Here is a 25,088-nt window from a genome sequence, read left to right as displayed (position 1 = left end):
GGGAACTCAGTTCGATTTCTGTTGGGTTTGCGCGGCAATGGCGTCGGACGCCGCCACGTAGTCAGCCTGGAAGGCCGGTGATTCGATCCACGCCAAGGCGCCGGCTTCGTCGGTTTCAGCGGACCATTGGCGATATTCGATCAGGGCCGCGAGGATGAAGTCTGTCGCTGTTTCCTCACCTTCCTGCTCCAGTACCAGTGCTATAAGCGGATGTTCCAGAAAGGCCGCGCACATGGCCTGCTGGCTGATCTTTTGTGCGTCGATCATCTCTTTGAACATGTCGGTCAGGTCCACCGATTCGAAGTCGATGCGATCATCGTTTGGGTCCAGTTCGAGCGGCGCGGCAGCCCGCTGGGTGCGGTTCTGCTTGGCCTTGGCCTTGGCGCGGGTGGCGCGTTTTTGCTGCTTGTTGGCGGAGGCCATGGGCATCGTTCCGTATTCGTTGAAAGGGCAATTGCCTCAGCTGCGCGGTACTCGCCGCCCCGGGGTATCGGGGGCCAGTTCGCCGTTTTGCAGCCAGGCCAATGCAATGGGCCATAGTGTGGCTTGGTATGCGCTGCGAAAAAAGGCGAAATGTCCGACTTCTTCTTCGCCGATGTCTTCGGGATGGATGCGCAGGTGATAGTTTGTGCTGCCGGTGAAGTAGTCGAGCAGGCGCTCGATGGCCGGGACCGTGCCGTAGGGATCGTCGCTGATGCTGATGGCCAGGGTTTGCGCGGTGACGCCGGCAAAGGGTAGCTGTCCGGTGGTTTTGCTGATTGCGCGGCTGCTGGAGCGCTTCTCGAAACGGGCGGTGGAGAGGCTCCAGTCACGGACCACGCCGGCGGGTGTGTCTTCCAGCCAGCCAAGGCGTTTGCCCGGAAAGTAGCCGTAGATCATCGTTACCAGTGGCATCAGCACATGCCACTTGCCGAACATGCGCCAGCGATGGGCGGGCGCATAGTCGCGCCAGTAGGCGAATTGCGCCCCGACCGTCACCAGGCGTCGGATCAGATGCCCGGACGCCCCCAGGCCCGCTGCACAGCCGCCAAAGCTGTGGCCGACCACATCGATAGGCTGCCCGGGGAACTCACGCTGTGCGCGCTTGAGCATCGCCTCGAAATCCAGCGCTCCCCAATCGGTCCACGAGGCCTGAAGCCCCTTGAGCGATGCCGGCCGCGACTCGCCGATGCCGCGATAGTCATAGGTGATGACATCGAAGCCGTGGGCGAACAGGTAGTCGGCGAAGCGCGAGTAGTGGCGGCACCGGACCGAAGTGGCGGCATTGATGATCACGACCGGACGAGCGGCGTCCCGAGAAGGGTGTCGCCAGGTGAAGCCACCGAGGACAAAGCCGTCCGCAGCGGTTTCCTTGAACGGTTCGCCGGACGTGATGCGTTGCAACGGCAACTCGATTTGAGTTGGGGCGAGTGAAGGCGATTCCTGCAAATTCATCGGCACCGGACCTTTGCGGGTAGTTGCCAACGATAGTCTTGATGCCGTTGATGAACAATCCATTCACCTCAACGCAATGACTGATCGAGCAGCCGTTCTTCAAGAGCCGCCCGTTCCCGATCCAGTTCGTTACGCAGTTCTTCTTCACTCGGCAGGACCAGCTTGTACTTGCTGGCGAACAGTTGCTCGTTTCCTTCAAGCACCGAATAACGCACCACGGATTCATCCTTTTGCGCGCAGAGAATGATGCCGACAGTGGGACCGTCTTCCACGCCGCGTTTCAAGTCGTCGTACATGCGCACATACATGTCCATCTGCCCCACATCCTGATGGGTCAGTTCACCGCGCTTGATATCGAAGATGACGAAGCACTTGAGCAAGTAGTTGTAGAACACCAGGTCGATGTAGAAGTCTTTGCTGTCGGTACTGATGCGTTGCTGGCGGGCAATGAACGCAAAGCCCTTTCCCAGTTCCAGCAAGAAGCCCTGCAATTGTTCGATCAGCGCTTGTTCGATCTCGCTTTCCTGAAGCTTGCCGGCATTGGGTAAGCCAAGAAACTCCAGTACCACCGGGTCACGGATGAAATCTCGAGGGCTGGCCTTCATGTTTTGAATGTTGGTGGCGGCCTCCTGCTTGAGACTGCCGCGATCGCGGCTCGCCAACAGGCGTTCGTAGTACAAGGTATTGATCTGGCGTTCCAGGGCGCGGCTTGACCAGTTTTGGCTGGCTGATTCGTTCATGTACCAGAGACGGGCGCTGTCGTTGTCGACCCGAAGCAGGCGGCGGTAGTGGGTCCAGCTCAATTCGTGACGCAGTGCGTCACGAATTGGAAAGGCTTGATAGAACAGGCGCATATACCGAAGGTTGGAGGCGTCAAATCCCTTTCCGAATTCAGCAGTTAGCGCTTTGGCCAAGGTCGACAGCAACTCTTTGCCATACCTCGCCCGTCGCGCTCCGTTCTGCTCGAACTCGACAACATGTCGCCCGATCTGCCAGCAGGTCTGCACTTGAACGGTATCGACCGCCCGAAGCACCTTCTGACGTGCCTGATGGATCAATTTGCCAAGGCTGCCAAGCAGTGATGCCAGATGTGGATCGTGAGTGTCGTTGGGGGTGAGGGCCGTCATGAGGTCTTCCGCAGCAGGTTGAACAGCGAAAGAGAATGACAAATGAGCACCCTTCGACGATGCCGGGCGTTACTGAGAAACAGGCAGGAAATACCGGCTTCTGCGGCAGGACGGGTCTGAATCCGGGTGAGGGCTGAGGAACAAATGGCGTAGTACGTTTCGTACTCAGGCCAAATCAATCCAGGACCCCTTCCTTCAACAGGAAATCCAAAGGATGTAACGATTGGGTTCTGCAGAACCCGGGAGTCGTCATCATGAAATACCTCCATTCACTCCTGTTTCCCCTCACCGAGCGATGATCATAACGAAGCCAGTGTCTGGATGAGTGCAACGCGTAAAGGGTTGGTTTCTACGCTCAGCAGCTTGATGGCCAAGGCGCAGCAGACCACGATCAACATAGGTTTGATCAACCGTGGTCCGACCCGAACAGCGGCCCGTGCACCCAATTGAGCGCCGACGAAGGCTGCCAAAGCCATGGCAATGGCTACCGGCCAGATAATCACACCTTTGGTGATAAAGACCGACAGAGAACCGAGATTGCACGAGGCGTTGGCAAGTTTGGTAAAGCTCATGGCCCGCATCATGCCCAGGCCGCAGAGCAGTACGAATCCGACGATAAAGAAAGAGCCCACACCGGGGCCAAATATACCGTCGTAGAAGCCAAGAATCGGCGCAACGGTAAACGAAAAAAGCAGAATGCCGATTCTCTTGCGTCGATCTTCATTGGCCAGCTTTGGAGAGAGCGCAAAATAGATGGCTACCAGGATCAGCATGATAGGTACGCAAACTTCCAGATAGCGCTTATCAATGGAGCTGACCAGCAAGGCACCACTGGCGCCGCCAATAAATCCGCAGATAACCAGGAAACGGCCTTCGCGCCACTCGATCATTCCTTTGCGAGCAAAGGTAACAGTTGCTGAAACAGTTGCCGAAGCGGCCTGGAACTTGTTCGTGGCAATCGCACTGATGGGATCTACCCCAGCCAAAAACAGTGCCGGCAAGGTTATTAACCCACCGCCACCTGCTATTGCATCAAAAAAGCCGGCGCAAAACGCGACGAGCGCCAACATGCCAATTACGTCCCAAGACATCTCATTCTCTCTTTTATGGTTATTGGCCGGTGATCTACTTGGCTGGTCATTCAATAGACTGAAGCTGTGACAGACATCAGCCCTGAACTCGCAACGGGTCGTCTGTGATCACAATGGGGGAAGAAAACTTCGATAGTCCGAAAATGCGGACCAGAACACGTCTGTTGTCTTTGATCAGCTCACGACAATGCAGGGCTCGAACGTTATTGATGACCATTGCCGACTCTTGCGTCAGCGTGTACTCGACTGGAACTGCTTCGCCTACGCTCTGGCAAAGAGCGGCATAGGCCGTTTTGACAAAGCGAGAGGCGTTATCGCTGACCGAAAATCGGTATGAGTTGAAACGGGCCGCGAATCCGACCTTGTCATCGAACTCCAGTATCGAAACATTGCGCCCGTCCCCTCCCTTGCCACTGACGAAGGAATCACTGCGGGTGAACTGAAAGTTCCCTGTAGTCAGGGCGAGGCAGTTGGTTACACCGATTTTTTCCAGCACGGGTGGCAGAGGAATTACCGAAGTCGGTTCCAGGCTCGGGTTCCAAAGGGCGGAGAGTATGAGCGACGACGGCGATGGGGAGTGCCCGTCTTTCGCGTTTATCGCGCACCAGTAAGGCGCCTCGGTGTGTGGGCCTAGCGCCAGGCCTGAGTGGGAACTCAGTTCTTTGATATCCGGCTCGGCAGGGATTCTGGTCAGTCCGCCGCCCTTGAAGTTGGCCACCAGTCGAATCAGTTTTCCTTCATTGTCCATGTCGTAGGCAAAGGCACTGTTATCCACCAGTTTCAACAAGATCTGATTACGGGCGGCCAGGCAAAGAACGTCGTATCGGTTTTCCAGGGATGTCAGGTCGGGCAGTTCATTGGGAGGGCTGACATCGGTGAGTTTTTGCAGTCCTTCAAAGATCAATACGGAAACAAGGCCATCGGAGTAGGCACCCAGCAGATCGCATTGGTCTTTCGAAAACGAGAACTTCAATTCAATGGCTGCCAAAGCGGCTTTGGACTTGGCTCCTGATGCCTGCGGCCCGCCGATGGCGGCCAGTTCTTCGGCGAACATGTGCAGCAATGCTGACTGTTGGATATCAAAGCTGAACGTTCTGATTTCTTGTTCGGTAAAAAACTCGGCGGTTTCGATGTCTGGTTGAATGGCCTCAGTCATTGTCTTCCCTGTTGTGTCTCTGCTCCCGCCTGTGCGGCAGCTTATCCTCCAATACTGCACGAGCCGATGATCAACGTATGTCATCCATTTCCGTGAAAGCATACGGAGCGTTCCGACAGGCCTGAGAGTCTGCCAAGAGGGGGCGATCATCAATGTCAGGCGGGGTCGTCCGAACGTCCGGTGGTATCGACGAGGCTGGAGAATTGGCGGTAAGCCAGCATGTAGAAGGGGGGGCAGTCAGTCCTCAAGTCCACAAGCAGCCGTTTTTCAATGGCTGCTTGTGGAACGCACTGCGCTAGGTTTTTCGGTTTGCCAAAGCGCGGCGGATGGTTTGCTGAACAATCACCTGGGGGGGAGGAGTTAGCGGATGCTGCGGATGTTGCCTTTGTTCCCTTTTACCGTGACGGAAACTTTTTTGAAGATGAAGTAGTTTTCTTCGTTCACTTCGTAGCGAGGGGCGACGATCAGGTCGGCTCCGGAAGACTTGACCGCTTTATAGGCTGCTGCCGATTTGACTGCGCTGACGGGATCCAGGCCCAGGCTGCCCAGGCCGCCACTCTGACCACCGTAGCTGACGCCGTCCGCAAACTGGGAGTCGCCACCAAACTTGAGAACCCCGAACAGGACGTTGACCGAAGACTGGCCGGAGATGGCGTCACCGACAGCGATGTCCGCTTTCAGATCGGCCTTGACGGTGCTGTCGATCGGCGAAGAAGGCTGGCTGTTGTTGTAGCTGACACAGCCGCTTGCTGTGGCGATGATTGTCGACAGGGCGAGAAACTTCAAAGGCGTATTCAAGAAATGCTTCCTTACTTCGAAACGTTGAATGCAGGCAGATTTGCTGCTGCATAAGTTTCACCTTGTAAGGGGGGAGCACTCGATCAGGCGTGTCCCAAAGTGACGTAAGAAGAGGGGGGTGCGATTGGTAGGACCAGGCGTAGCGGATGTAGGAATTTTCTGTGGCGGTAGGGTTGGACGAATCGCAGGCATAAAAAAACCCTGAATCTTGCGATTCAGGGTTTTCGGTATTTGGTGCCCAGAGACGGAATCGAACCGCCGACACGGGGATTTTCAATCCCCTGCTCTACCGACTGAGCTATCTGGGCAACGGGGCGCATTAAACTGGTTTTTCGGGGGGTCGTCAAGCAAGTTATCAAAAAAAATTTAATTATTACCGTCGCTTACGTTCCGACCCCCGATAAATCGGGGTTATTCCGACGGCGGCACGTAGCCTTCGGCCTTGGCGTAATCCTCGCCGGAGAAGTATTTGTCCATCTCGCCCTGAAGATATTTGCGATCTTCGGCGTTCATCATGTTCAGGCGTTTTTCGTTGATCAGCAGGGTCTGGTGTTTTTGCCAGTCGGCCCAGGCCTTGGCCGAGACGTGGTCAAAAATGTCCTGGCCTTTGGCGCCCGGGAAGGGAGCGCGCTCCAGGCCTGGCAATTCTTCTTTGTACTTGCGGCACATGATGGTGCGGGTCATGACGACTCTCCTGCGTTCAATACGGCGGCCGCGCGTTCGAGCAAGGTTTTGACCGGGGCGGCAAGGCCCAGGCGCGGCGGGGTGGCGAGGTTATACCAGAGCCAGTCAGCCTCGGCCACGTGATGGCCGGATTCCTGGACCTGAACCAGCCAGGGTTCGATGGATAACTGAAAATGGCTGAAGGTGTGCACCAGGCTCGGTAATGCCTGTTGGGTGCCCAGTTCCAGCGAGTGCTGCGCTGCCAGATGTTCCAGGTCGTCGAGGTCGTCGAGTTCCGGCAGGCTCCACAATCCGCCCCACAGGCCCGTGGACGGGCGACGGTAAAGCAGGATCGCGCCCTCGCCGTTGGCGAGCATTGGCATCAGCGTGCGTTTCTGCGGGATGGTTTTGCGCGGCTTGGGGATCGGGTAGCGGGTTTCCAGGCCGAGCATGTGCGCCTCGCAGCCCTTTTCCAGCGGGCACAGCAGGCAGCTCGGTTTGCTGCGGGTGCAGAGCGTGGCGCCCAGGTCCATCATCGCCTGGGTGTAGGCGTTGACGCGGGTCTGCGGTGTAAAGCGCTCAGCGTTGGCCCAGAGCTGTTTGGCCACCTTCGGCTCGCCGGGGTAGCCCTCTTGTGCGGTAAAGCGCGCCAGCACGCGTTTGACGTTGCCGTCGAGGATCGGCGCACGCAGGCCCATGCTGATGCTGGCAATGGCGCCGGCGGTGGACAGGCCGATCCCCGGCAGGTCAGTGAGTTTTTCCACGTCCCGGGGAAATTCGCCGCCGTACTGCTCGACGACGATTTTCGCGGTCTTCTGCAAATTGCGCGCGCGGGTGTAGTAACCCAGGCCCGTCCACAGGTGCAGCACTTCGTCTTCCGGTGCCGCCGCCAGGGCTTCGACCGTTGGCAACGAGGCCATGAAGCGGTCGAAGTAGTTCAGCACGGTGCTGACCTGGGTCTGCTGCAACATGATTTCCGAGACCCATACCCGATACGGGTTGATGCCCTGCTGCCAGGGCAAATCGTGCCGGCCGTGGCGGTCGAACCAGTCCAGCACCGCCGTTGAAAACTGCTCGGCTCTCATCGCTTGAACAGCTCCTTGAGCGCGTCTTTGAGTTTCGGGTTGACCTTGTCGCCCCATTTTTCGTCGATTTTTTCGCTGATCCTGTCGCCAGTCAGTTTGGCTGCGACCTGGCTCATACGGTCGTTATCCAGACGGCAAGCCTTGGCGCCCAGCTCCAGCGGGCCGCGGCAGCGCAGTGGCCACTCGATGCCGACAAACTTCTCGCCGACCTGACAGGCCGGGTCCGGCATGGCGCTGGTATCGCCTTCGACGATGATGCCGACGCGGTAGTCCATGCCCAGCACTCGCAGATCGATGTCACCGTCACCATTGACGGTCATGCCCGGGATGCGCACTTTCAGGTCCGGGTTGCTGGCCACGCCGTTGTGCAAGGTCAGGTTGCCCTTGAGCTCCTGGAACGGTGTGTCCTTGCCACGCGGCTCGCTGCCGAGGGTTTTGCGGTTGAGCGTGGCGATGCCTTTGCACAGTTGTTGCTCAAGGTTGGCGTTGAGCAGCACGCCATTGTTGATGACGAAACTGGCGTTGCCGTTGAGGGTTTCGATCAATGCTTTCTGGCTGTTGCCGCTACCGGTCAGGCTGCTGTTGAGCGTGACCAGGCCTTTGACCGGCGGATTCTTGCCCTGGCTTTCGAGGATTTTTTCTGCCGGTACCCGGCTGATCTTCGTCTGCAGATTCAGCGCCGGCACTGGCTGGCGTACATCGAGCGTGCCGGTGGTTTCGAAGCTGCCCTCGTACAGGTCGCCGCGCAGGTTGGCCAGTGTCAACAGGCCGCCCTGGCCGGTGGCCTTGAGCGCAGCGTTATGGATCGGCAGTTTTTGCAGGGTCAACTGACCGAAGCTCAGGTCGGCGTCCACATCGAGCTTGCTCAAGCGTTCCACGGGCAACAGGCGCCCGCTGCTCCACGCGTCCTTGGTCGGCGCGGGTGGCAATGGAGTGCTGCCGGCGCTGGCCATGGCCTCGGATTCGGTGCTGGCGACTTCGGCCTGACGCACTTGTGTCGCGCTATTGGCCTCGGCGGATTTCGGTGGCAGGTAACGGTCGACGTTGAAGGTGTCGGCCTTGAGTGCTGCGCGCAGCGATTGCTTGGCGAAATCTTCGACGGCGATACGGCCGCTGAAGCTGCTGTCGTCGACTTTCAGGTTGAGGTCGTCGAGCGCCAGGCTGGTGGGTGTTGCCGCCAGACGGCTGACCAGCTCGACCTTGCTCAGGCTGCCTTCGGCCATGGCCGGGAGTTTCTGGCCGATGCTGTCGACGAATTTCGCCAAGTCGAACTGGGCAATCGAGATGCCGCCGCTGACTTGTGGAGTCTTGTCGAGGTCGTTGACCTTCAGTTCACCCAGTGCCCGCAGTTGGTTGGCGGAGATCTTGATACCGGTCCATTCGGCAACGTTGGCGGCCTTGTCCAGCGCCAGCTGACCCTGGGCGGAGAACGTCATGGTCTTGCCTTGCAACGGGTCGCCGGCGACTTCACCGGACAGTTTCATGTCTTCGAATTTGTAGCGTTGCAGGGCGCGCTCGATGCGCAGCTCGCCGTTGAGCTCGGTGCGCACCCGCAAGACTGGCTGATTGGTGCCCAGGAAGGCGGTGAGTTTGACCGGGATGTTGGTGGAGTCGTGCACCGCGCCGGTACTCAGCTGGATGCTTTCGGCGCTGAACTGTTTGCCGGTTTTTTCATCGTTGTACTCAACGCGGGCGTTGTTCACGGTCAGGCTGTCGATGTCCAGGCGGATCGGCTGAGGCGGTTTTTCCGCCGCAACGCTGGCTTGGGGCGCAGGTTCGGTAGCGGCTGGCGGGGTGCCGGACGCGTCGGCGCTGGCCGTTGCAGGCAGCTTGCCGATATCCTCCCAGTTGCCGTGACCATCCTTGTCGCGGTTCAGGCGCAGGTTCAGGCCTTCGACGCGCACGTCGCTCATCTGCACTTCGCGGCGCAGCAGCGGCAGTACGCGCACCGACAGACCGAGCATCTGCAGGTCGGCGTACGGTTCGGTCGGTTTGACCATGGTCGCGACACTGGCGTCGTGCAACTCCAGGCCCAGCCACGGGAACAGGCTCCAGCCGATATCGCCATTGAGCGTCAGCTCGATGTGGGCCTTGTCGCGGGCAATCTGGCGAATCTCGTCTTTGTAGTCGTTGGGATCGAAGAGGTGGGTCAGGGCAAAGCCCAGCGCCACAATGATCAGCAACAACCCGAGAAGCACCAGACCCAGGATTTTGCCGAACGCTTTCATGGGCGAGTCCTTGTAATTAGTCGAATTCAAAATTTAGCCGAGGAGTATAGCGCCCCCGAACAGACGGCCGGTCAGCGATCACGTCGGCAGTACATCCAGCGGCAGTTTCAACTTGGCCGCCAGTGCTTGCGCCTCCAGATGCCCGGCAGGCGCCAGCAAGCGCAGCGTCATACCCGATTGCTCGGCCATTTTCCGGGCTTCGGCGACCAGTCGCTCGGCAACCCCGCGGCGACGGGTAATTTTTCGCACACATATTTGGGACAAGTGCCAGGCGTCTTGGTGCCTTTGCAAGCGGGCCGCGCCCAGCAGGCGATCATTGAAGCGTCCGGCGATCAGTGTGCCGTCGCGCAAACAGTCTTCGATCAACTGCGCTTCCCCGGAAAACGGCGCGAACAGCCAGTCCGGGGCGTCGTGGTAGATCTTGTGCAGATCCTGCCGATCCTGGGCAGTGATTTGGTTCAGCGGCTCGACAATGATCGGCATGGTGATTCCCGTGAGGTCATGAGGTGAGAGAGATCGGATGACGTACAAAAGGTGATGTCAGTTTGGTTTTTCTGGCACTTGCAGATGGTAACCTTTGCCCGTTCGTCCGTCCTTCTGCGACCTGTTGTCGCACAACAAGGTGCTCCACCAAAAAACGGTCATGCCTGCGTGTATCAAGGCCGGGAGTGAACCGTGGCTGGCGAACCCTACTGATTACTGGGGGATACACAATGACCACGAGCATCACGGCGGACGGCTTGCGCGCCGACCAGCCTGCGTTCCTGTCCAAGGAACGGATCATCGCCAAGCCCGGTTTCAACCGTTGGCTGGTGCCACCGGCCGCGTTGGCCATCCACTTGTGCATCGGCATGGCCTACGGCTTTTCGGTGTTCTGGTTGCCGCTGTCCAAGGCGCTGGGCATCACCGCTGCGGTAGCCTGCGCGCCGGACATGAGCTTTATTGCACAAGTCTTTTCGTCCCAGTGTGACTGGCCGATCTCGATGCTCGGCTGGATCTATACCCTGTTCTTCATCTTCCTGGGCTGCTCTGCAGCGATCTGGGGTGGCTGGCTGGAACACGCCGGGCCGCGCAAGGCCGGTGTCGTATCGGCGCTGTGCTGGTGCGGCGGCCTGCTGATCTCGGCGCTGGGGGTGTATACCCACCAGATCTGGCTGATGTGGATCGGCTCCGGGGTCATTGGCGGTATCGGCCTGGGCCTGGGCTACATTTCGCCGGTGTCGACCCTGATCAAGTGGTTCCCGGACAAGCGCGGCATGGCGACGGGCATGGCGATCATGGGCTTCGGCGGCGGCGCAATGGTCGGTGCTCCACTGGCGGCGGCGTTGATGGGGCATTTCGCTTCGCCCGCCAGCGTCGGCGTGTGGCAGAGCTTCCTGGTGATGGCCGCGATTTACTTCGTGTTCATGATCGGTGGCGCGTTGTCCTACCGCGTCCCGCCAACCGGCTGGAAGCCTGAAGGCTGGACCGCCCCGGCGAAAAAAGCCTCGAACGCGATGATCACTCATCGTCATGTTCACGTGAATGTGGCCTGGAAGACACCGCAGTTCCGTCTGGTGTGGCTGGTGCTGTGCCTGAACGTATCGGCCGGTATCGGCATCCTCGGCATGGCGTCGCCGCTGTTGCAGGAAGTGTTCGGTGGCAAGTTGCTGGGCAATGACCTGGCATTCGGTCAACTCGATGCTTCACAACTGGCTTCGATTGCCGCCATCGCTGCCGGTTTCACCGGTTTGCTGAGCCTGTTCAACATCGGCGGGCGTTTCTTCTGGGCTTCGTTCTCGGATTACCTGGGCCGCAAAAACACCTACTTCGTGTTCTTCGCCCTGGGTTTTGCGCTGTACGCACTGATTCCGAACCTCGGCCACCTGGGCAACGTCGCGCTGTTCGTGGCGGCGTTCTGCATCATCCTGTCGATGTATGGCGGTGGTTTTGCGACTGTTCCGGCGTATCTGGCGGACCTGTTCGGTACGCAAATGGTCGGTGCGATCCACGGTCGCCTGTTGACCGCATGGGCGGCGGCGGGCGTGTTGGGTCCGGTGCTGGTGAACTATCTGCGTGAGTATCAGTTGAGCATCGGCGTCGAGCGCGCCGCCGCTTACGACATCACCCTGTACATCCTCGCCGGCCTGCTGGTGTTGGGTTTCCTGTGCAACCTGCTGGTGCGTCCGGTGGCCGACAAATACTTCATGACCGACGCCGAACTGGCCGCCGAACAGGCGCTGGGCCATGACAAAGGCGCTGATGCCAGCACGTCGCTGGAGTGGAAAGCCGCGCCGGGCACCAAACCGCTGGCGATTGCGGCGTGGCTGGTGGTGGGCATTCCGCTGGCGTGGGGTGTTTGGGTGACGCTGCAGAAGACGGCGGTGCTGTTTCACTGACAACACTCCCTGTAGGAGCCGGCTTGCCGGCGAATGCAGCAGCATGGTGTGCCTGACACGGCGCCTTCGCTGCGATGCGGCGACCCGACAAGCCAGCTCCTACAAAAGGTCAAAAGTCGTGCATTCGCAATGAATGCCGGCTTGTACGGACATGTACATCGCCGGTGCCCCCGAATTCACTCCGTCAGGGATATCACCTCGCGTGTTTCTGTTTGGCGCCCGCACGCCTATAATGACTGCCTTTTTCGCCCAATGATTTTGCGGAGCTGGTGATGGCCGAACGTAAGGCGTCTGTCGAGCGCGACACTCTGGAAACCCAGATCAAAGCCTCGATCAACCTCGATGGCACCGGAAAGGCCCGATTCGATATCGGTGTTCCTTTTCTTGAGCACATGCTGGACCAGATCGCCCGTCACGGGCTGATCGACCTGGATATTGTCAGCAAGGGCGACCTGCATATCGATGACCACCACACGGTGGAAGACGTCGGTATCACCCTCGGCCAGGCCTTCACCAAAGCCATCGGCGACAAGAAAGGCATCCGTCGCTACGGCCACGCCTACGTGCCGCTCGATGAAGCGCTGTCGCGCGTGGTGATCGACTTCTCCGGTCGCCCGGGCCTGCAGATGCATGTTCCGTACACCCGCGCCACCGTCGGCGGCTTCGACGTTGACCTGTTCCAGGAGTTCTTCCAGGGCTTCGTCAACCACGCCAACGTCACCTTGCACATCGACAACCTGCGTGGGCACAACACCCACCACCAGATCGAAACCGTGTTCAAGGCTTTCGGCCGCGCCCTGCGCATGGCCGTCGAGCTCGATGACCGCATGGCCGGGCAAATGCCATCGACCAAGGGCGTCCTGTAATGCAGACAGTCGCGGTTATCGATTACGGCATGGGCAACCTGCACTCGGTGGCCAAGGCCCTCGAGCACGTCGGTGCCGGCAAGGTGCTGATCACCAGCGATGCCAACGTGATTCGCGAAGCCGACCGGGTGGTTTTCCCCGGCGTTGGCGCGATTCGCGATTGCATGGCGGAAATCCGTCGCCTCGGCTTCGATTCGCTGGTGCGTGAAGTCAGCCAGGACCGTCCGTTCCTCGGCATCTGCGTGGGCATGCAAGCCTTGCTCGACACCAGCGAAGAGAACGACGGTGTTGATTGCATCGGCTTGTTCCCGGGTGCGGTGAAGTTCTTCGGCAAGGATCTGGTCGAAGACGGTGAACACCTGAAAGTCCCGCACATGGGCTGGAACGAAGTGAAGCAGAAGGTCAGTCACCCGCTGTGGCACGACATTCCGGACATGGCACGGTTCTACTTCGTGCACAGCTACTACATCGCTGCCGCCAACGCGCGGCAGGTGGTGGGTGGCGGTCACTACGGTGTCGATTTCGCCGCAGCGCTGGCCGAAGGCTCGCGTTTCGCCGTGCAGTTCCACCCGGAGAAAAGCCATACCCATGGCCTGCAGTTGCTGCAGAACTTCGCTGCGTGGGACGGTCGCTGGTAAATGGCAATCAAGAAAAAGCCGCCGATCCTGACCCTCACTCCCGAACAGGAGAGTGAGGCCAATCGCAAGATCAAGCGTTTCATGGAAGACCGCTTCGAACTCGACCTCGGCTCGTTCGAGGCGGCTGAGATTCTTGAGCTGTTTACCCGTGAAATTGCTCCGCATTATTACAACAGGGCGATTTTCGATGTGCAGGCGCACCTCAAAGAGAGGTTCGAAAGCATCGAAAGCGACCTGTGGGCGCTCGAGAAAAACTGATTTCCGAGCCAAGCTGAACATTCAAATTTGAAGGTTTGCCAGATGCTGATTATTCCCGCTATCGATCTTAAAGACGGTGCCTGTGTTCGTCTGCGCCAGGGCCGCATGGAAGATTCCACGGTGTTCTCCGATGACCCGGTGAGCATGGCTGCCAAGTGGGTGGAGGGCGGTTGCCGCCGTCTGCATCTGGTCGACCTGAACGGCGCGTTCGAAGGCCAGCCTGTCAACGGCGAAGTGGTGACGGCCATCGCCAAGCGCTACCCGAACCTGCCGATCCAGATCGGCGGCGGTATCCGCTCGCTGGAAACCATCGAGCACTACGTGAAAGCCGGCGTGAGCTACGTGATCATCGGCACCAAGGCCGTTAAAGATCCGGCCTTTGTCGCTGAAGCCTGCCGCGCCTTCCCGGGTAAAGTGATCGTTGGCCTGGACGCCAAGGACGGTTTCGTTGCTACCGACGGTTGGGCCGAGATCAGCACTATCCAGGTGATCGACCTGGCCAGGCAATTTGAAGCAGACGGCGTGTCCGCGATCGTTTATACCGACATCGCCAAAGACGGCATGATGCAGGGCTGCAACGTACCGTTCACCGCGGCACTGGCTGCTGCCACGAAGATCCCGGTGATCGCTTCCGGTGGCATCCACAACCTGGGTGATATCAAGACCCTGCTCGACGCCAAGGCGCCGGGCATCATCGGTGCGATTACGGGCCGTGCGATCTACGAAGGCACCCTCGATGTCGCCGAAGCGCAAGCTTTCTGCGATTCGTACAAAGGCTGAGGAAACGACCATGGCCCTGGCCAAACGCATCATCCCTTGCCTGGACGTGGACAACGGCCGGGTGGTCAAGGGTGTGAAGTTCGAAAACATCCGCGACGCCGGTGACCCGGTGGAAATTGCTCGTCGCTACGACGAACAGGGCGCCGACGAGATTACCTTTCTCGACATCACCGCCAGCGTCGACGGCCGCGACACCACGCTGCACACCGTCGAACGCATGGCCAGCCAGGTGTTCATCCCGCTGACCGTGGGCGGTGGCGTACGCACCGTGCAGGACATCCGCAACCTGCTCAATGCGGGCGCGGACAAGGTTTCGATCAACACCGCCGCGGTGTTCAATCCGGAATTCGTCGGCGAAGCCGCACAGCATTTCGGCTCGCAATGCATAGTGGTGGCCATCGATGCGAAGAAGGTTTCCGGGCCGGGAGAAACCCCGCGCTGGGAAATCTTCACCCATGGCGGTCGCAAGCCAACCGGCCTCGACGCCGTTGAGTGGGCGAAGAAAATGGAAGGCCTGGGCGCCGGCGAAATCCTGCTGACCAGCATGGATCAGGACGGCATGAAAAACGGTTTCGACCTGGGCGTCACCCGCGCCATCAGCGATGCGCTGGGCATTCCGGTGATTGCCTCGGGCGGTGTCGGCAACCTGCAGCACTTGGCCGACGGCATTATCGAAGGCCACGCCAGTGCGGTACTGGCGGCGAGTATTTTCCACTTCGGCGAATACACCGTGCAGGAAGCCAAGGCCTACATGGCCCATCGCGGAATCGTGATGCGTTAAACAAACCGATACAGTCCAGTGGACACCATGGCATACCCAAGGCACTCTTGGGTACGCCATGGATTTCGGTAGTCAGACATGCTTAGACGCGTTCTTCTCGTTCTCGCCAGTACTTCTCTGTTGCTCATTAACGGGGCACACGCTGCAGACCGTTCCGATACCGGCCTGGTGTTGCTGACGGAAAACTTCCCGCCATACAACATGGCGAAGAACGGCAAGAACTTCGCTCAGGACGAGAACATCAATGGCATCGCCACCGATATCGTCCGCGAGATCTTCAAGCGCGCCGACATTACCTACAGCCTGACGCTGCGTTTCCCTTGGGAGCGAATCTACAAACTCACCCTGGAAAAACCCGGTTACGGCGTATTCGTCATGGCGCGGTTGCCGGATCGCGAGAAGCTATTCAAATGGGTCGGTCCGATTGGCCCGGACGACTGGATCATGCTGGCCAAGGCTGACAGCAAGATCACCCTCGAAAACTTGAATGACGCGCGCAAGTACAAGATCGGCGCCTACAAGGGCGACGCCATCGCCGAGACGCTGGCCAAGCAAGGCCTCAACCCGATCGTTGTGCTGCGTGATCAGGACAACGCGAAAAAACTGGTCAACGGCCAGATCGACCTGTGGGCCACCGGTGATCCTGCCGGGCGGTATCTGGCGCGGCAGGATGGTGTAACCGGACTCAAGACCGTGCTGCGATTCAACAGTGCCGAGCTGTACCTGGCGTTGAACAGGAACGTGCCGGACGAAACCGTCGCCAAGCTGCAAGCCGCGCTGGATCAGCTACGCAAGGAAGGAGTGGTGGACGACATCATGGCGCGGTATCTGTAATCATCACCTCGATATAACCTGAAACGGAGCGGCATACACAGCTCTCGTGAACACGTTATTCAGTGATGCCCTTGTCAGGCTCTGTTGTGCGGAGCCGACGCCGATAATGCACAGTGCATGTGCGCCGCTTTGTGGCCCGATTTCAGTATTGATATAAGCGTCTTCAGCGCTGATGGCGATGCTGTAATTGTCGAAAGCTTTGCAGTCCCTGGCGTTACGGACTGTTTTGTAGCGATAGAAGGGCGCTTCGAGGGAGAACCTGAAGTCCCAGGTAGGTAATACAATCTGCCCATCCGCATTTTGCGTTCTATGAACGTATGACCTGAGCTTCCAAGGCTCCGTGACAGTCAACTCGACCGGCTCCAACGAGCAGTCCACGCCATCGCTGGTGAAAACACCGTCAATAAAGCACTTGTGCAGGAAGTTGGCAGAGTAGCTGTAGTTGAAACGGGCGGCCGTGCAAGACGTCGATTGCTCACAGCCGGGCGGCGCTGGTGTATTGCGCGAGGCCGCGACTTTACTGACGATGCCGGTGATTTCGTTGGTGCGGCGGTTCAGCATCGGGCTGCCGGAACTGCCAGCGTGAAGATCGCAGCTGTTTTTCATGGCCAAAGGGAACACCCCCGGGTGATCGACGAACGTTCCGGCGGTTTGTTCAGCGCAGGCGCTCAATCGAAGCCCCTGTTCGGTAAAGCCGCCCGGCGCGCCAACGTTAAGCACGTCATGGCTCTCGTCGGTTTGATGGGACGCCAGCTTGAGCGGATTGATTCCGGCCTGTATGAGCGATGCCAATGTGGCCTCGACCTCCAGCACTGCAAGATCGCTCCCGACCAGACTGCTCCATCGGGCGGTTCGGATGGCGTATTGGCGCTGACGTTTTGGCGTGTCATGAAAATAGTGGAAGGTGACGCTGGCGTTCAAAGGCAGATTGGTCCGCGCCGAACCGTACTGAAAGAATACGCAATGACCACTGGTGAGTAGATAGGCAGGGCCACTAGCACGGCCTTGCCTGTTTCGCGTGTCCAGAAGAACGGCACTACAGGATTCTCCCGACTGCAGACTGAGTCGCCCCACACCGCTCCAGAGTTCATAAAAATGCTCGCTGTTTTGCAGGGCTCTTGAAGGTGAATCGTTGACGGCACCTTCGCCCAGGTCGCGGGCCTGCACTGCGCACGTAGCTAGTAGGCCAATCAGGCCTGTGGAGCAAAGGTAGCTGAAGTATTTCATGGCCATTCCTTGGTGATGAAATTCGGGGTGAGCGCCATGGTGGCACGCGTCGGTGTGCTGACAGATATAAATAGTTATCGCGAAATGAAGTGGGCTACGAGCAATTACGGGGTGGCCGGGAGGCGGTACACCCCATCCTTGCCATGCGCCGCCGTCGCCCGATTGCCGCGCACGCTGATCATCTGCCGGATATCGATCCACTCGATCCCCTGGGCCTTGAGCTTGGGTAATTCGCGTTCCAGCACCGCCAGGGTTTGCGGATACGGATGCCCGATCATCACCGCCGAACCCTGTTTGTGCGCGAGGCTGATCGCGGTCTGCAGCTGGGTCAGGATTGCGGCTTCAGTACGTTCATCATCGAGAAACACATCCCGCGAAACGCTTGCCAGACCGATCTTCTGCGCCTGGGCTGCGGCCTCGGTCCGGGCACTGGTGCGGCTGTCGACGAAGAACTTGTGTCGTCGTTGCAAGTCCGCCATCAGCCAGGCCATAGCCGCTGGTTGTGCGGTCATGCGGCTGCCCATGTGGTTGTTGATGCCGCTGGCGTACGGGACCATTTTGAACGCGGCGTCCAGGCGTTTGTCCAGCTCCTCGACGGGCAGTTCGGGATGCCAGGCGAACGGTCCGGTGGCCGGATCCATAGGCATGTGCAGAATGACGACCTTGCCGGCGCGATGGGCTTCGCGGGCGAATTCGGTAGCGTGGGGCGTGTCGGGCATGATTGCCGTGGTCACCGGGCCGGGCAGGGCCAGCACGCGGCGATCCCGGGGCAGGTTCTGCCCCAGGTCGTCGATGATCAGACTCAGGTAGGCTTTGTGGGGCGTCGATCCGGCGGGTTCTGCGTGAGCAACACCCGCCAGACAACACAACAGCCCGATCAGCAACCGCAGAAGCATCTCAACGGCCGGACGTGATGCTCAGCCCTTTGAGCAGGCTCAGGGCCTGGGCCAATTGGTAATCATCGTCCTGTGGCATCGGCTTGGCCTTGCCGCTGGAGCCGGTCGGTTTGTCTGCGCCGCCGTTGCCGTTGCCCAGGTGACCCTGCAAGTCGGCTTCCTTGAAGTAGTCGCTGTCCTGCTCGCTGGTGATCTTGGCCTTGCGCACTTCGATGTCCGGGACGATGCCCTGGGCCTGGATGGAGCGGCCGTTCGGCGTGTAATACAACGCCGTGGTGATCTTCAATGCGCGCTCGTTGTTGAGCGGCAGAACCGTCTGTACCGAGCCCTTGCCGAAACTGGTGGTGCCCATCAGCACGGCGCGCTTCTGGTCCTGCAGGGCGCCGGCGACAATTTCCGAAGCCGAAGCGCTGCCGCCGTTGATCAGCACGACCATTGGCACGGCTTCGCTTTCGTCCTTGCCGGTGGCAGAGAAGCGCAGTTCGGAGTTGGCGATACGGCCCTTGGTGTACACGATCAGGCCCTTGGTGATGAAGTGGTCGACCACTTCGACCGCCGCCTGCAACACTCCGCCCGGGTTGTTGCGCAGGTCGAGAATGATGCCCTTGAGCTTCTTGCCGTTCTCCTTGCGCAGCTTGGCCAGGGCCTTGGAAACCTCTTCGCCGGTCTTGACCTGGAACTGGGTGATGCGGATATAGCCGTAGCCCGACTCCAGCAACTGGCTCTTCACGCTCTTCACCTGAATGACGGCGCGGGTCAGGGTCACGTCGAACGGTGCGCCGCCGTCGCGCACCAGGGTCAGGGTGATTTTCTGGCCGATCTTGCCGCGCATTTTGTCCACGGCTTCGGTCATGCTCTGGCCACGGGTCGGCTGGCCGTTGATCTTGACGATGAAGTCACCGGCCTGGATGCCGGCCTTGGAGGCCGGGGTGTCATCGATGGGCGAAACCACCTTGATGAGGCCGTCTTCGGCGCCGACTTCGATACCCAGGCCACCGAATTCCCCGCTGGTGCTTTCCTGCAACTCGGCGAAATCTTCAGGGCCGAGGTAGGCCGAATGCGGATCGAGGTTGCTGAGCATGCCCTTGATGGCGTTTTCCAGCAGAGTCTTGTCGTCCACCGGTTCGACATAAGCGGCTTTGATCCGGTCCATCACCTCGGCAAAGGTGCGCAACTCATCCAGCGGCAGTGGCGCCTTGGTGGTCGCAGCAGTGCCTGCAGGCGCAACCGCCGGGGCTGGTTGAGCGGCAAACGCCAGAGGCGCGCCGATCACCAGGGCGATCGTCAGGGCCAGCGAGGTAAGGCGGGACAAATACAGCATGTCGAACGAACTCCTGAATTAGGCGACGCGCCTATCCTTGCGCGTGGCACCATTGCGCGGGGTCACTCGGGTGACCCAGCTGACGAATTGCGAAATACAGCGCTGGTGTGTCCTGCCCGCCACTGTTACCGACAGTGGAAATAGGCTCACCGGCTTTTACAACGTCACCCGCAGACTTGAGCAGCGTCTGGTTGTGACCGTACAGACTCAGATAACCATTGCCGTGGTCGAGAATCACCAGCAACCCGGCGCCACGCAACCAGTCGGCGAACACCACGCGACCACCGTGTACGGCACGCACCGCACTGCCGGCAGACGCGCCGATCATCACGCCGTCCCACTTGGTCCGGGCATCGTCCCCACGGCTTTCACCGAAACGCGCCAGCAGTCGACCGTCGACAGGCCAGGGAAGTTTGCCGCGGGTTGACGCAAACGGGCCGCCAAAGGTCTCGCCGGAACTGGAAACCAGTGCGCCTGGTGTCGATCTGACCGGTTTGCGTGGGGCATCGTCGCTGGCATCTGCCAGCGCCTGGGCCTCACGCAAGCGCTTTTTTTCGGCTTCCTGCTGGGCAATCAGCGCTTTTTGCCGCGCTTCTTCTGCCTCACGGGCCTGGCGGGCCAGAGTTTCTTCAATGGTTTTAAGGACTTTAGACAGGTCTGCCTGATCCTGCTCGCGAGCCGCCAGTTTCTGATCGCGAGCCTTTACGTCGTCATTGAGTTTGGCCAGGACTTTCTGGCGCTCCTGGCGAACTTTCTCGAGTTCGCCACGCTGGGTATCGAGGCTGCTTTGCTGCACCAGCAATTGCGCCTGTTGCATGGCGATGTCTTTCTCGACGTTTGACAGTTGGCGCAGGGTTTCGTTGAAATTCTTCAGCTGCTCCAGGCGAGCCTGGCTCAGGTAGTCGTAATAGGTGAGGGTACGGGCGAACTTTTCCGGATTTTGCTGGTTGAGCAGCAGCTTGAGGTATTCCTGACGACCGTTCTGGTAGGCCGCCCGGGCCTGCATGGCGATCAGTCGTTGCTGTTCAGTGCGCGCGCTCTGGAGTTTTTTTTTCTCTGCATCGAGGCGCTGTAGCTCGGCTTCGCTTTTCTTCAGCTCTTTTTGCAGGGCTTCGACCTGCTTTTCGAGCTTGCCCATCTCGGTTTCGGTGCCCTTGAGCTCTTTCTGCACACCGGATTTCTCTTCCTGCAGCTTGCCCAGCAGTTTCTTCAACTCGGCAATGTCCTGACGCGTGGCGTCCAGCTGCTGTTGGGTGTCTGCGCGCTCGTCAGCAAAGGCCGGTTGGAGCAGGCATGTCAAGGCTAGGGCTATCAGGACGCGAAGCATAGGGGCGGGCGGCACCAGGGAAAGGGACAGCCTAGTATGCCCGCCATGGGCGGCAAAAAAAATGCCCATTTCTGACTGTGTGATAACTGGAGTGGGATACAGGGGAAATTAGTCTTCGAAACCACCACAAACCACTGTGGGAGCGAGCTTGCTCGCGATGGCGTCCGATCATTCCACATAGATGTTGGCTGTCAGATTGCTATCGCGAGCAATCGAGCGTCGACCGGCTGCTCCCACAGGTTTTGTGGCGTTTTGGAGATCCAATCAGACCAGAATCGAAGTCCCGGTCATTTCCGCCGGTTGCTCAAGGCCCAGCAGCTTCAGCATGGTTGGCGCCACGTCCGCCAGCACACCGCCTTCGCGAACCTTCAGGTCGCGCTTGCCGACATAGATGAACGGCACCGGCTCGGTGGTGTGCGCAGTGTGTGCCTGGCCAGTGGTTGCGTCGGACATTTGCTCGACGTTGCCGTGGTCAGCGGTGATCAGCGCTTCGCCGCCGACTTTTTCCAGCGCCTCGACGATACGGCCGACACAGGTGTCCAGGCATTCAACGGCCTTGACCGCCGCTTCGAATACGCCGCTGTGGCCGACCATGTCGCCGTTGGCGTAGTTGACCACGATCACGTCGTAACGCTGGTTTTCGATAGCATCGACGATGCGGTCGGTGACTTCTGGTGCGCTCATCTCCGGCTGCAAGTCGTAGGTGGCGACTTTCGGCGACGGTATCAGGATGCGTTCTTCGCCCGGGAACGGTTCTTCGCGGCCGCCCGAGAAAAAGAAGGTCACGTGGGCATATTTTTCGGTTTCGGCGATACGCAGCTGGGTCTTGCCGTTTTTCGCCAGGTAGTCGCCCAGCACGTTTTCCAGGCTGCCGGCAGCGAAAGCCGACGGCGCAGGGATGCTGGCGGCGTATTGGGTCAGCATGACGAAGCCGGCCAGTTTCGGCTGGCGGGCACGCTCGAACTCACTGAAGTTGTCTTCGACGAATACGCGGGTCAGCTCGCGGGCGCGGTCGGCGCGGAAGTTCATGAACACCACGGCATCGCCGTCTTCGACTTTCACCGGCTCGCCGATGGAGGTGGCCTTGACGAATTCGTCGCTCTCGCCGCGCTCGTAGGCCGCTAGCAGGCCTTCCTGAGCGGTGGCGGCGTTGAATTCGCCCTGGCCATCGACAATCAGGTTGTAGGCTTGGGACACGCGATCCCAACGGTTGTCGCGGTCCATGGCGTAGTAACGACCGATCAGGCTGGCGATCCGGCCTTTGCCCAGGGCCTGGAAGGTCGCGTCGAGCAGTTCGATCGACGACTGCGCGCTTTTTGGCGGCGTATCGCGGCCATCGAGGAAGGCGTGCAGGTAGATTTTTTCGGCGCCACGCTTGGCAGCCAGTTCGGCCATGGCGACCAGGTGATCCTGGTGGCTATGCACGCCGCCATCGGACAGCAGGCCCATGAAATGCACGGCTTTGCCGGCGGCGATGGCTTTGTCCACGGCGGCGCAGATGGTCGGGTTCTCGAAGAACTCGCCGTCGCGGATCGACTTGGTGACGCGCGTGAAGTCCTGGTACACCACGCGACCGGCGCCGAGGTTCATGTGGCCGACTTCGGAGTTGCCCATCTGGCCATCCGGCAGTCCGACGTCCATGCCGCTGCCCGAGATCAGGCCGTTCGGCACCGTGGCCCACAGACGATCCAGTACAGGCTTCTTCGCCGCAAAAATGGCGTTGGATTCGGGATTGTCGCTGTGACCGAAGCCGTCGAGAATCATCAGGACCAAAGGTTTAGGCGTGGTAGTCATGGAATCCACTCGTGGCTGAGGTAAAAGGGGTAATGGAAAAAGGAGTCGCAGTTTAAAGCGAAGTTCCTGCCACGTCACCGCCGGACGGGGTTTGGCCCACCATAGTGGCTGTGTATACTGGCCGACATTTTAACGCCCTGGAACCTCCTTCGATGGTTGCTCACCTGATTGAATTCGCCACTAACCACTACATTCTCGTCGGTATCTTCGTCGTATTGCTGGCGTTGCTGATTGCCTATCAAATGCAGGGCGGCGGCCGTAGCCTGAGCACCGGCGAACTGACCGGCCTGGTCAACAAGGACGCAGGCGTTGTGATCGACATTCGTCCAACCAAGGATTTCGCCGCCGGTCACATTGTCGGTGCGCTGAACATTCCCCAGGACAAACTGGCCGCCCGCGTTGGCGAACTGGAAAAGCACAAGGCCAAGACCATCATCCTGGTCGACGCCATGGGCCAGACCGCCGGCACCCACGCCCGCGAACTGATGAAATCCGGCTTCACCGCCGCCAAGCTGTCCGGCGGTATCTCCAGCTGGAAAGCCGACAATCTGCCGCTGGTGAAGTGATATGAGTAGCGTCGTCGTCTATTCCAGCGATTACTGCCCTTACTGCTCGCGAGCCAAGTACCTGCTCGAGAACAAAGGCGTGGCCTTCGAAGAGATCAAGGTCGATGGCAAGCCGCAGGTGCGCGCTGCGATGGCCCAGAAGGCCGGGCGTACGTCCGTGCCGCAAATCTGGATCGGCAGCACCCACGTGGGCGGTTGTGATGATTTGTTCGCTCTGGAGCGTGCCGGCAAGCTCGACGCGCTGCTCAAGGCCTGACGGTAATACCCCAAACAAGCAAACCTAAAAGAACCCTGGATCAAGAAGGATCTGCGATGACTGACCAACAGAACACTGCTGCGACCGAAGAAGAAACTGCACCGCAATTCTCCTTGCAGCGCATTTATGTGCGTGACCTGTCCTTCGAAGCTCCGAAAAGCCCGGCGATCTTCCGCCAGCAGTGGGAGCCGAGCGTCGGTCTGGATCTGAACACCCGTCAGAAGACGCTGGAAGCCGACTTCCACGAAGTCGTACTGACCCTGTCGGTTACCGTGAAAAACGGTGACGAAGTGGCGTTCATCGCTGAAGTGCAGCAGGCCGGGATCTTCCTGATCAAGAACCTGGACGCCGCTTCGATGAGTCATACCCTGGGTGCGTTCTGCCCGAACATCCTGTTCCCGTACGCTCGCGAAACCCTGGACAGCCTGGTGACCCGTGGTTCGTTCCCGGCGCTGATGCTGGCTCCGGTGAACTTCGATGCGCTGTACGCGCAAGAGCTGCAACGCATGCAGGATTCGGGCGACGCTCCGACCGTTCAATAAAAGCGTTTCAATACTGTGGGAGCGAGCTTGCTCGCGATGAGGTCACCAGCTTCAACATCAATGTTGACTGATGCGCCGCCATCGCGAGCAAGCTCGCTCCCACATTTTTTTATGCGGTGTTATTTGAAGTCGTTCTGGCGCCAGGCTTCGTACACGGCCACCGCCACGGTATTGGACAGGTTCAGGCTGCGGCAGCCCTCGCGCATCGGCAGGCGCAGACGTTGTTCGGCCGGCAGTGCATCGAGCACTTCAGCCGGCAAGCCCCGGCTTTCCGGGCCGAACAGGAACGCATCGCCCGGGGCGAAGCTGGCATCGTGAAACGGCCGCGAACCCTTGGTAGTGAAGGCGAACAGTCGCGGATGGCCGAGGCTTTCCAGGCAGCTGGCAAGGTCCGCGTGGCGTTGCAGGGTGGCATACTCGTGGTAATCGAGGCCGGCCCGGCGCAGGCGCTTGTCGTCCATTTCGAAGCCCAGCGGCTCGATCAAATGCAGGTGGCAGCCACTGTTGGCGCACAGCCTGATAACGTTGCCGGTATTCGGCGGAATTTCTGGTTGGAAAAGGATGACGTGAAACATGCACGGCTCCGAAGGCAAAGATGACGCGCATTCTACGCCGCCGGAAGGTGTGCGTTCGAAACTATTCCTGCGGGTAATGGGCTCGCTGGCGATTGTCGGGGTGATGGTCGGGATGATGATCGGTCGCCTGACCACGCCGGACCCCAGCCAGTTGCAGCAGGTTGAGGTGACGAACGACGGGTTGGTGGTGTGGTTCAACAACGAACCCAATATCCACGGCGAGATGGTCGATGGCAGTGTCGCGCTGCTGTTTGGCGCCGAGGGCAAGGCGCAGAAAGGCCAGCTCAAGCTCGGCGACAAGGACGTGAACTGGCGGGTACGTTTGAGCGATGGGGGGTTGTTGCTGACACTGGTGGCGGCCCGGCCCCTGCAGGGCGAGTGGGCCGGTAGCGAGGTCGATGACCGCTGGCGGCTGGAGATCCATCTCCGGGAGCAATAAAAGAGGGGAATCCCCGGCCTGCCTGTAC

General features: G+C 59.4%; 27 protein-coding genes and 1 tRNA gene. 11 read left to right on the top strand and 17 right to left on the bottom strand.

Translation table 11 applies throughout. From position 1 onward, the window contains the following. Window positions 1-6 precede the first annotated feature (6 nt). The 11 genes from KGA81_RS03405 to panM form a co-directional block, all read right to left on the bottom strand. Window positions 7-423 carry a hypothetical protein gene (locus KGA81_RS03405; RefSeq protein WP_223544569.1) on the bottom strand — a complete coding sequence of 139 codons (417 nt, stop codon included), beginning with the start codon at window positions 421-423 and terminating at the stop codon, window positions 7-9. Window positions 424-459: 36 nt separating this feature from the next. After that, on the bottom strand, window positions 460-1,434 hold the full coding sequence (locus KGA81_RS03400) for an alpha/beta fold hydrolase (RefSeq protein ID WP_223544568.1): 975 nt from the start codon (window positions 1,432-1,434) through the stop codon (window positions 460-462). Between the two features lie 68 nt (window positions 1,435-1,502). After that, window positions 1,503-2,561, bottom strand: coding sequence for a YhcG family protein (locus tag KGA81_RS03395; protein ID WP_223544567.1), 1,059 nt, complete (start codon window positions 2,559-2,561; stop codon window positions 1,503-1,505). Window positions 2,562-2,860: 299 nt separating this feature from the next. Further along, window positions 2,861-3,652 (bottom strand): TSUP family transporter, encoded by a 792-nt coding sequence (locus tag KGA81_RS03390; RefSeq protein ID WP_223544566.1) that lies wholly within the window; start codon window positions 3,650-3,652, stop codon window positions 2,861-2,863. A gap of 76 nt (window positions 3,653-3,728) precedes the next feature. Further along, window positions 3,729-4,808 (bottom strand): hypothetical protein, encoded by a 1,080-nt coding sequence (locus tag KGA81_RS03385; protein WP_223544565.1) that lies wholly within the window; start codon window positions 4,806-4,808, stop codon window positions 3,729-3,731. A 360-nt stretch (window positions 4,809-5,168) separates the two neighbouring features. Further along, on the bottom strand, window positions 5,169-5,606 hold the full coding sequence (locus KGA81_RS03380; protein ID WP_223544564.1) for a hypothetical protein: 438 nt from the start codon (window positions 5,604-5,606) through the stop codon (window positions 5,169-5,171). Between the two features lie 232 nt (window positions 5,607-5,838). Then, window positions 5,839-5,914 (bottom strand) — tRNA-Phe (locus KGA81_RS03375). Window positions 5,915-6,017: 103 nt separating this feature from the next. Next, entirely contained in the window at window positions 6,018-6,290 is a 273-nt protein-coding gene (locus KGA81_RS03370; protein ID WP_007972770.1) for an oxidative damage protection protein, read from the bottom strand. Further along, the gene (mutY, locus tag KGA81_RS03365; RefSeq protein ID WP_223544563.1) at window positions 6,287-7,354 is read right to left on the bottom strand and encodes an A/G-specific adenine glycosylase; all 1,068 of its coding nucleotides are present in this window, start codon (window positions 7,352-7,354) and stop codon (window positions 6,287-6,289) included. The genes KGA81_RS03370 and mutY overlap by 4 nt, the downstream gene beginning before the upstream one ends. Then, the gene (locus KGA81_RS03360) at window positions 7,351-9,582 is read right to left on the bottom strand and encodes an AsmA family protein (protein ID WP_223544562.1); all 2,232 of its coding nucleotides are present in this window, start codon (window positions 9,580-9,582) and stop codon (window positions 7,351-7,353) included. Before KGA81_RS03360 ends, mutY begins: the two co-directional genes overlap by 4 nt. Window positions 9,583-9,660: 78 nt before the next feature. Further along, window positions 9,661-10,065 (bottom strand): aspartate 1-decarboxylase autocleavage activator PanM, encoded by a 405-nt coding sequence (gene panM / locus KGA81_RS03355; RefSeq protein ID WP_223544561.1) that lies wholly within the window; start codon window positions 10,063-10,065, stop codon window positions 9,661-9,663. Between the two features lie 230 nt (window positions 10,066-10,295). Here panM and KGA81_RS03350 point away from each other — a divergent pair, with 230 nt between their 5' ends. From KGA81_RS03350 to KGA81_RS03320, 7 genes are all read left to right on the top strand, one after another. Beyond that, window positions 10,296-11,960 (top strand): OFA family MFS transporter, encoded by a 1,665-nt coding sequence (locus KGA81_RS03350; RefSeq protein WP_223544560.1) that lies wholly within the window; start codon window positions 10,296-10,298, stop codon window positions 11,958-11,960. Between the two features lie 272 nt (window positions 11,961-12,232). Beyond that, window positions 12,233-12,826 (top strand): imidazoleglycerol-phosphate dehydratase HisB, encoded by a 594-nt coding sequence (gene hisB / locus KGA81_RS03345; RefSeq protein ID WP_003186751.1) that lies wholly within the window; start codon window positions 12,233-12,235, stop codon window positions 12,824-12,826. Then, a complete protein-coding gene (gene hisH, locus KGA81_RS03340; protein WP_008047713.1) occupies window positions 12,826-13,464 on the top strand; it encodes an imidazole glycerol phosphate synthase subunit HisH in 639 nt (212 codons plus the stop codon). The genes hisB and hisH overlap by 1 nt, the downstream gene beginning before the upstream one ends. Then, window positions 13,465-13,722, top strand: coding sequence for a DUF2164 domain-containing protein (locus KGA81_RS03335; protein ID WP_093227621.1), 258 nt, complete (start codon window positions 13,465-13,467; stop codon window positions 13,720-13,722). It abuts the gene before it with no gap. A 42-nt stretch (window positions 13,723-13,764) separates the two neighbouring features. After that, window positions 13,765-14,502 (top strand): 1-(5-phosphoribosyl)-5-[(5-phosphoribosylamino)methylideneamino]imidazole-4-carboxamide isomerase, encoded by a 738-nt coding sequence (hisA, locus tag KGA81_RS03330; protein WP_223544559.1) that lies wholly within the window; start codon window positions 13,765-13,767, stop codon window positions 14,500-14,502. A gap of 10 nt (window positions 14,503-14,512) precedes the next feature. Next, entirely contained in the window at window positions 14,513-15,283 is a 771-nt protein-coding gene (hisF, locus tag KGA81_RS03325; protein ID WP_007972752.1) for an imidazole glycerol phosphate synthase subunit HisF, read from the top strand. Between the two features lie 78 nt (window positions 15,284-15,361). Then, window positions 15,362-16,117 (top strand): substrate-binding periplasmic protein, encoded by a 756-nt coding sequence (locus tag KGA81_RS03320; RefSeq protein WP_223544558.1) that lies wholly within the window; start codon window positions 15,362-15,364, stop codon window positions 16,115-16,117. Window positions 16,118-16,120: 3 nt separating this feature from the next. Here KGA81_RS03320 and KGA81_RS03315 read toward each other — a convergent pair whose 3' ends face one another. The 5 genes from KGA81_RS03315 to gpmI form a co-directional block, all read right to left on the bottom strand. Then, entirely contained in the window at window positions 16,121-17,344 is a 1,224-nt protein-coding gene (locus KGA81_RS03315; RefSeq protein WP_223544557.1) for a trypsin-like serine peptidase, read from the bottom strand. Between the two features lie 104 nt (window positions 17,345-17,448). Next, window positions 17,449-18,240 (bottom strand): divergent polysaccharide deacetylase family protein, encoded by a 792-nt coding sequence (locus KGA81_RS03310; RefSeq protein WP_223544556.1) that lies wholly within the window; start codon window positions 18,238-18,240, stop codon window positions 17,449-17,451. Between the two features lies 1 nt (window position 18,241). Further along, window positions 18,242-19,561, bottom strand: a complete 1,320-nt coding sequence (locus tag KGA81_RS03305) for a S41 family peptidase (RefSeq protein ID WP_223544555.1) — start codon at window positions 19,559-19,561, stop codon at window positions 18,242-18,244. A gap of 31 nt (window positions 19,562-19,592) precedes the next feature. Further along, the gene (locus tag KGA81_RS03300; RefSeq protein ID WP_223544554.1) at window positions 19,593-20,888 is read right to left on the bottom strand and encodes a murein hydrolase activator EnvC family protein; all 1,296 of its coding nucleotides are present in this window, start codon (window positions 20,886-20,888) and stop codon (window positions 19,593-19,595) included. A gap of 264 nt (window positions 20,889-21,152) precedes the next feature. Beyond that, complete coding sequence (gene gpmI, locus KGA81_RS03295) at window positions 21,153-22,682, bottom strand: 2,3-bisphosphoglycerate-independent phosphoglycerate mutase (RefSeq protein WP_223544553.1); 1,530 nt, start codon at window positions 22,680-22,682, stop codon at window positions 21,153-21,155. A gap of 152 nt (window positions 22,683-22,834) precedes the next feature. Between gpmI and KGA81_RS03290 the strand changes: the two genes are divergently transcribed. Genes KGA81_RS03290 through secB form a run of 3 tightly spaced genes read left to right on the top strand, consistent with a single transcriptional unit; the run spans window position 22,835 to window position 24,046 of the window. Beyond that, the gene (locus tag KGA81_RS03290; protein WP_108216187.1) at window positions 22,835-23,248 is read left to right on the top strand and encodes a rhodanese-like domain-containing protein; all 414 of its coding nucleotides are present in this window, start codon (window positions 22,835-22,837) and stop codon (window positions 23,246-23,248) included. Window position 23,249: 1 nt separating this feature from the next. After that, window positions 23,250-23,504, top strand: a complete 255-nt coding sequence (gene grxC / locus KGA81_RS03285) for a glutaredoxin 3 (RefSeq protein WP_008018956.1) — start codon at window positions 23,250-23,252, stop codon at window positions 23,502-23,504. A gap of 56 nt (window positions 23,505-23,560) precedes the next feature. Further along, complete coding sequence (secB, locus tag KGA81_RS03280; protein WP_223544552.1) at window positions 23,561-24,046, top strand: protein-export chaperone SecB; 486 nt, start codon at window positions 23,561-23,563, stop codon at window positions 24,044-24,046. Window positions 24,047-24,165: 119 nt separating this feature from the next. Here the strand turns inward: secB and trmL are convergent, their stop codons facing one another. Then, a complete protein-coding gene (trmL, locus tag KGA81_RS03275; protein WP_110751963.1) occupies window positions 24,166-24,621 on the bottom strand; it encodes a tRNA (uridine(34)/cytosine(34)/5-carboxymethylaminomethyluridine(34)-2'-O)-methyltransferase TrmL in 456 nt (151 codons plus the stop codon). Between trmL and KGA81_RS03270 the strand changes: the two genes are divergently transcribed. Then, window positions 24,620-25,060 carry a hypothetical protein gene (locus KGA81_RS03270; RefSeq protein WP_223544551.1) on the top strand — a complete coding sequence of 147 codons (441 nt, stop codon included), beginning with the start codon at window positions 24,620-24,622 and terminating at the stop codon, window positions 25,058-25,060. The two genes, trmL and KGA81_RS03270, sit on opposite strands and share 2 nt — an antisense overlap. Window positions 25,061-25,088: the final 28 nt, after the last annotated feature.

It is taken from the genome of Pseudomonas sp. A-B-19, from assembly GCF_019947515.1.
Taxonomy (GTDB): Bacteria; Pseudomonadota; Gammaproteobacteria; order Pseudomonadales; family Pseudomonadaceae; genus Aquipseudomonas.
This window is presented reverse-complemented; position numbering and strand designations above follow the sequence as displayed.

Excerpts from the sequence above, each read along its gene's own strand:
- KGA81_RS03405 (WP_223544569.1), bottom strand. The coding sequence starts at position 423 with ATGGCCTCCGCCAACAAGCAGCAAAAACGCGCCACCCGCGCCAAGGCC.
- KGA81_RS03400 (WP_223544568.1), bottom strand. The coding sequence starts at position 1,434 with ATGAATTTGCAGGAATCGCCTTCACTCGCCCCAACTCAAATCGAGTTG.
- KGA81_RS03395 (WP_223544567.1), bottom strand. The coding sequence starts at position 2,561 with ATGACGGCCCTCACCCCCAACGACACTCACGATCCACATCTGGCATCA.
- KGA81_RS03390 (WP_223544566.1), bottom strand. The coding sequence starts at position 3,652 with ATGTCTTGGGACGTAATTGGCATGTTGGCGCTCGTCGCGTTTTGCGCC.
- KGA81_RS03385 (WP_223544565.1), bottom strand. The coding sequence starts at position 4,808 with ATGACTGAGGCCATTCAACCAGACATCGAAACCGCCGAGTTTTTTACC.
- KGA81_RS03370 (WP_007972770.1), bottom strand. The coding sequence starts at position 6,290 with ATGACCCGCACCATCATGTGCCGCAAGTACAAAGAAGAATTGCCAGGC.
- mutY (WP_223544563.1), bottom strand. The coding sequence starts at position 7,354 with ATGAGAGCCGAGCAGTTTTCAACGGCGGTGCTGGACTGGTTCGACCGC.
- KGA81_RS03360 (WP_223544562.1), bottom strand. The coding sequence starts at position 9,582 with ATGAAAGCGTTCGGCAAAATCCTGGGTCTGGTGCTTCTCGGGTTGTTG.
- panM (WP_223544561.1), bottom strand. The coding sequence starts at position 10,065 with ATGCCGATCATTGTCGAGCCGCTGAACCAAATCACTGCCCAGGATCGG.
- KGA81_RS03350 (WP_223544560.1), top strand. The coding sequence starts at position 10,296 with ATGACCACGAGCATCACGGCGGACGGCTTGCGCGCCGACCAGCCTGCG.
- hisB (WP_003186751.1), top strand. The coding sequence starts at position 12,233 with ATGGCCGAACGTAAGGCGTCTGTCGAGCGCGACACTCTGGAAACCCAG.
- hisH (WP_008047713.1), top strand. The coding sequence starts at position 12,826 with ATGCAGACAGTCGCGGTTATCGATTACGGCATGGGCAACCTGCACTCG.
- KGA81_RS03335 (WP_093227621.1), top strand. The coding sequence starts at position 13,465 with ATGGCAATCAAGAAAAAGCCGCCGATCCTGACCCTCACTCCCGAACAG.
- hisA (WP_223544559.1), top strand. The coding sequence starts at position 13,765 with ATGCTGATTATTCCCGCTATCGATCTTAAAGACGGTGCCTGTGTTCGT.
- hisF (WP_007972752.1), top strand. The coding sequence starts at position 14,513 with ATGGCCCTGGCCAAACGCATCATCCCTTGCCTGGACGTGGACAACGGC.
- KGA81_RS03320 (WP_223544558.1), top strand. The coding sequence starts at position 15,362 with ATGCTTAGACGCGTTCTTCTCGTTCTCGCCAGTACTTCTCTGTTGCTC.
- KGA81_RS03315 (WP_223544557.1), bottom strand. The coding sequence starts at position 17,344 with ATGAAATACTTCAGCTACCTTTGCTCCACAGGCCTGATTGGCCTACTA.
- KGA81_RS03310 (WP_223544556.1), bottom strand. The coding sequence starts at position 18,240 with ATGCTTCTGCGGTTGCTGATCGGGCTGTTGTGTTGTCTGGCGGGTGTT.
- KGA81_RS03305 (WP_223544555.1), bottom strand. The coding sequence starts at position 19,561 with ATGCTGTATTTGTCCCGCCTTACCTCGCTGGCCCTGACGATCGCCCTG.
- KGA81_RS03300 (WP_223544554.1), bottom strand. The coding sequence starts at position 20,888 with ATGCTTCGCGTCCTGATAGCCCTAGCCTTGACATGCCTGCTCCAACCG.
- gpmI (WP_223544553.1), bottom strand. The coding sequence starts at position 22,682 with ATGACTACCACGCCTAAACCTTTGGTCCTGATGATTCTCGACGGCTTC.
- KGA81_RS03290 (WP_108216187.1), top strand. The coding sequence starts at position 22,835 with ATGGTTGCTCACCTGATTGAATTCGCCACTAACCACTACATTCTCGTC.
- grxC (WP_008018956.1), top strand. The coding sequence starts at position 23,250 with ATGAGTAGCGTCGTCGTCTATTCCAGCGATTACTGCCCTTACTGCTCG.
- secB (WP_223544552.1), top strand. The coding sequence starts at position 23,561 with ATGACTGACCAACAGAACACTGCTGCGACCGAAGAAGAAACTGCACCG.
- KGA81_RS03270 (WP_223544551.1), top strand. The coding sequence starts at position 24,620 with ATGCACGGCTCCGAAGGCAAAGATGACGCGCATTCTACGCCGCCGGAA.
- trmL (WP_110751963.1), bottom strand. The coding sequence starts at position 24,621 with ATGTTTCACGTCATCCTTTTCCAACCAGAAATTCCGCCGAATACCGGC.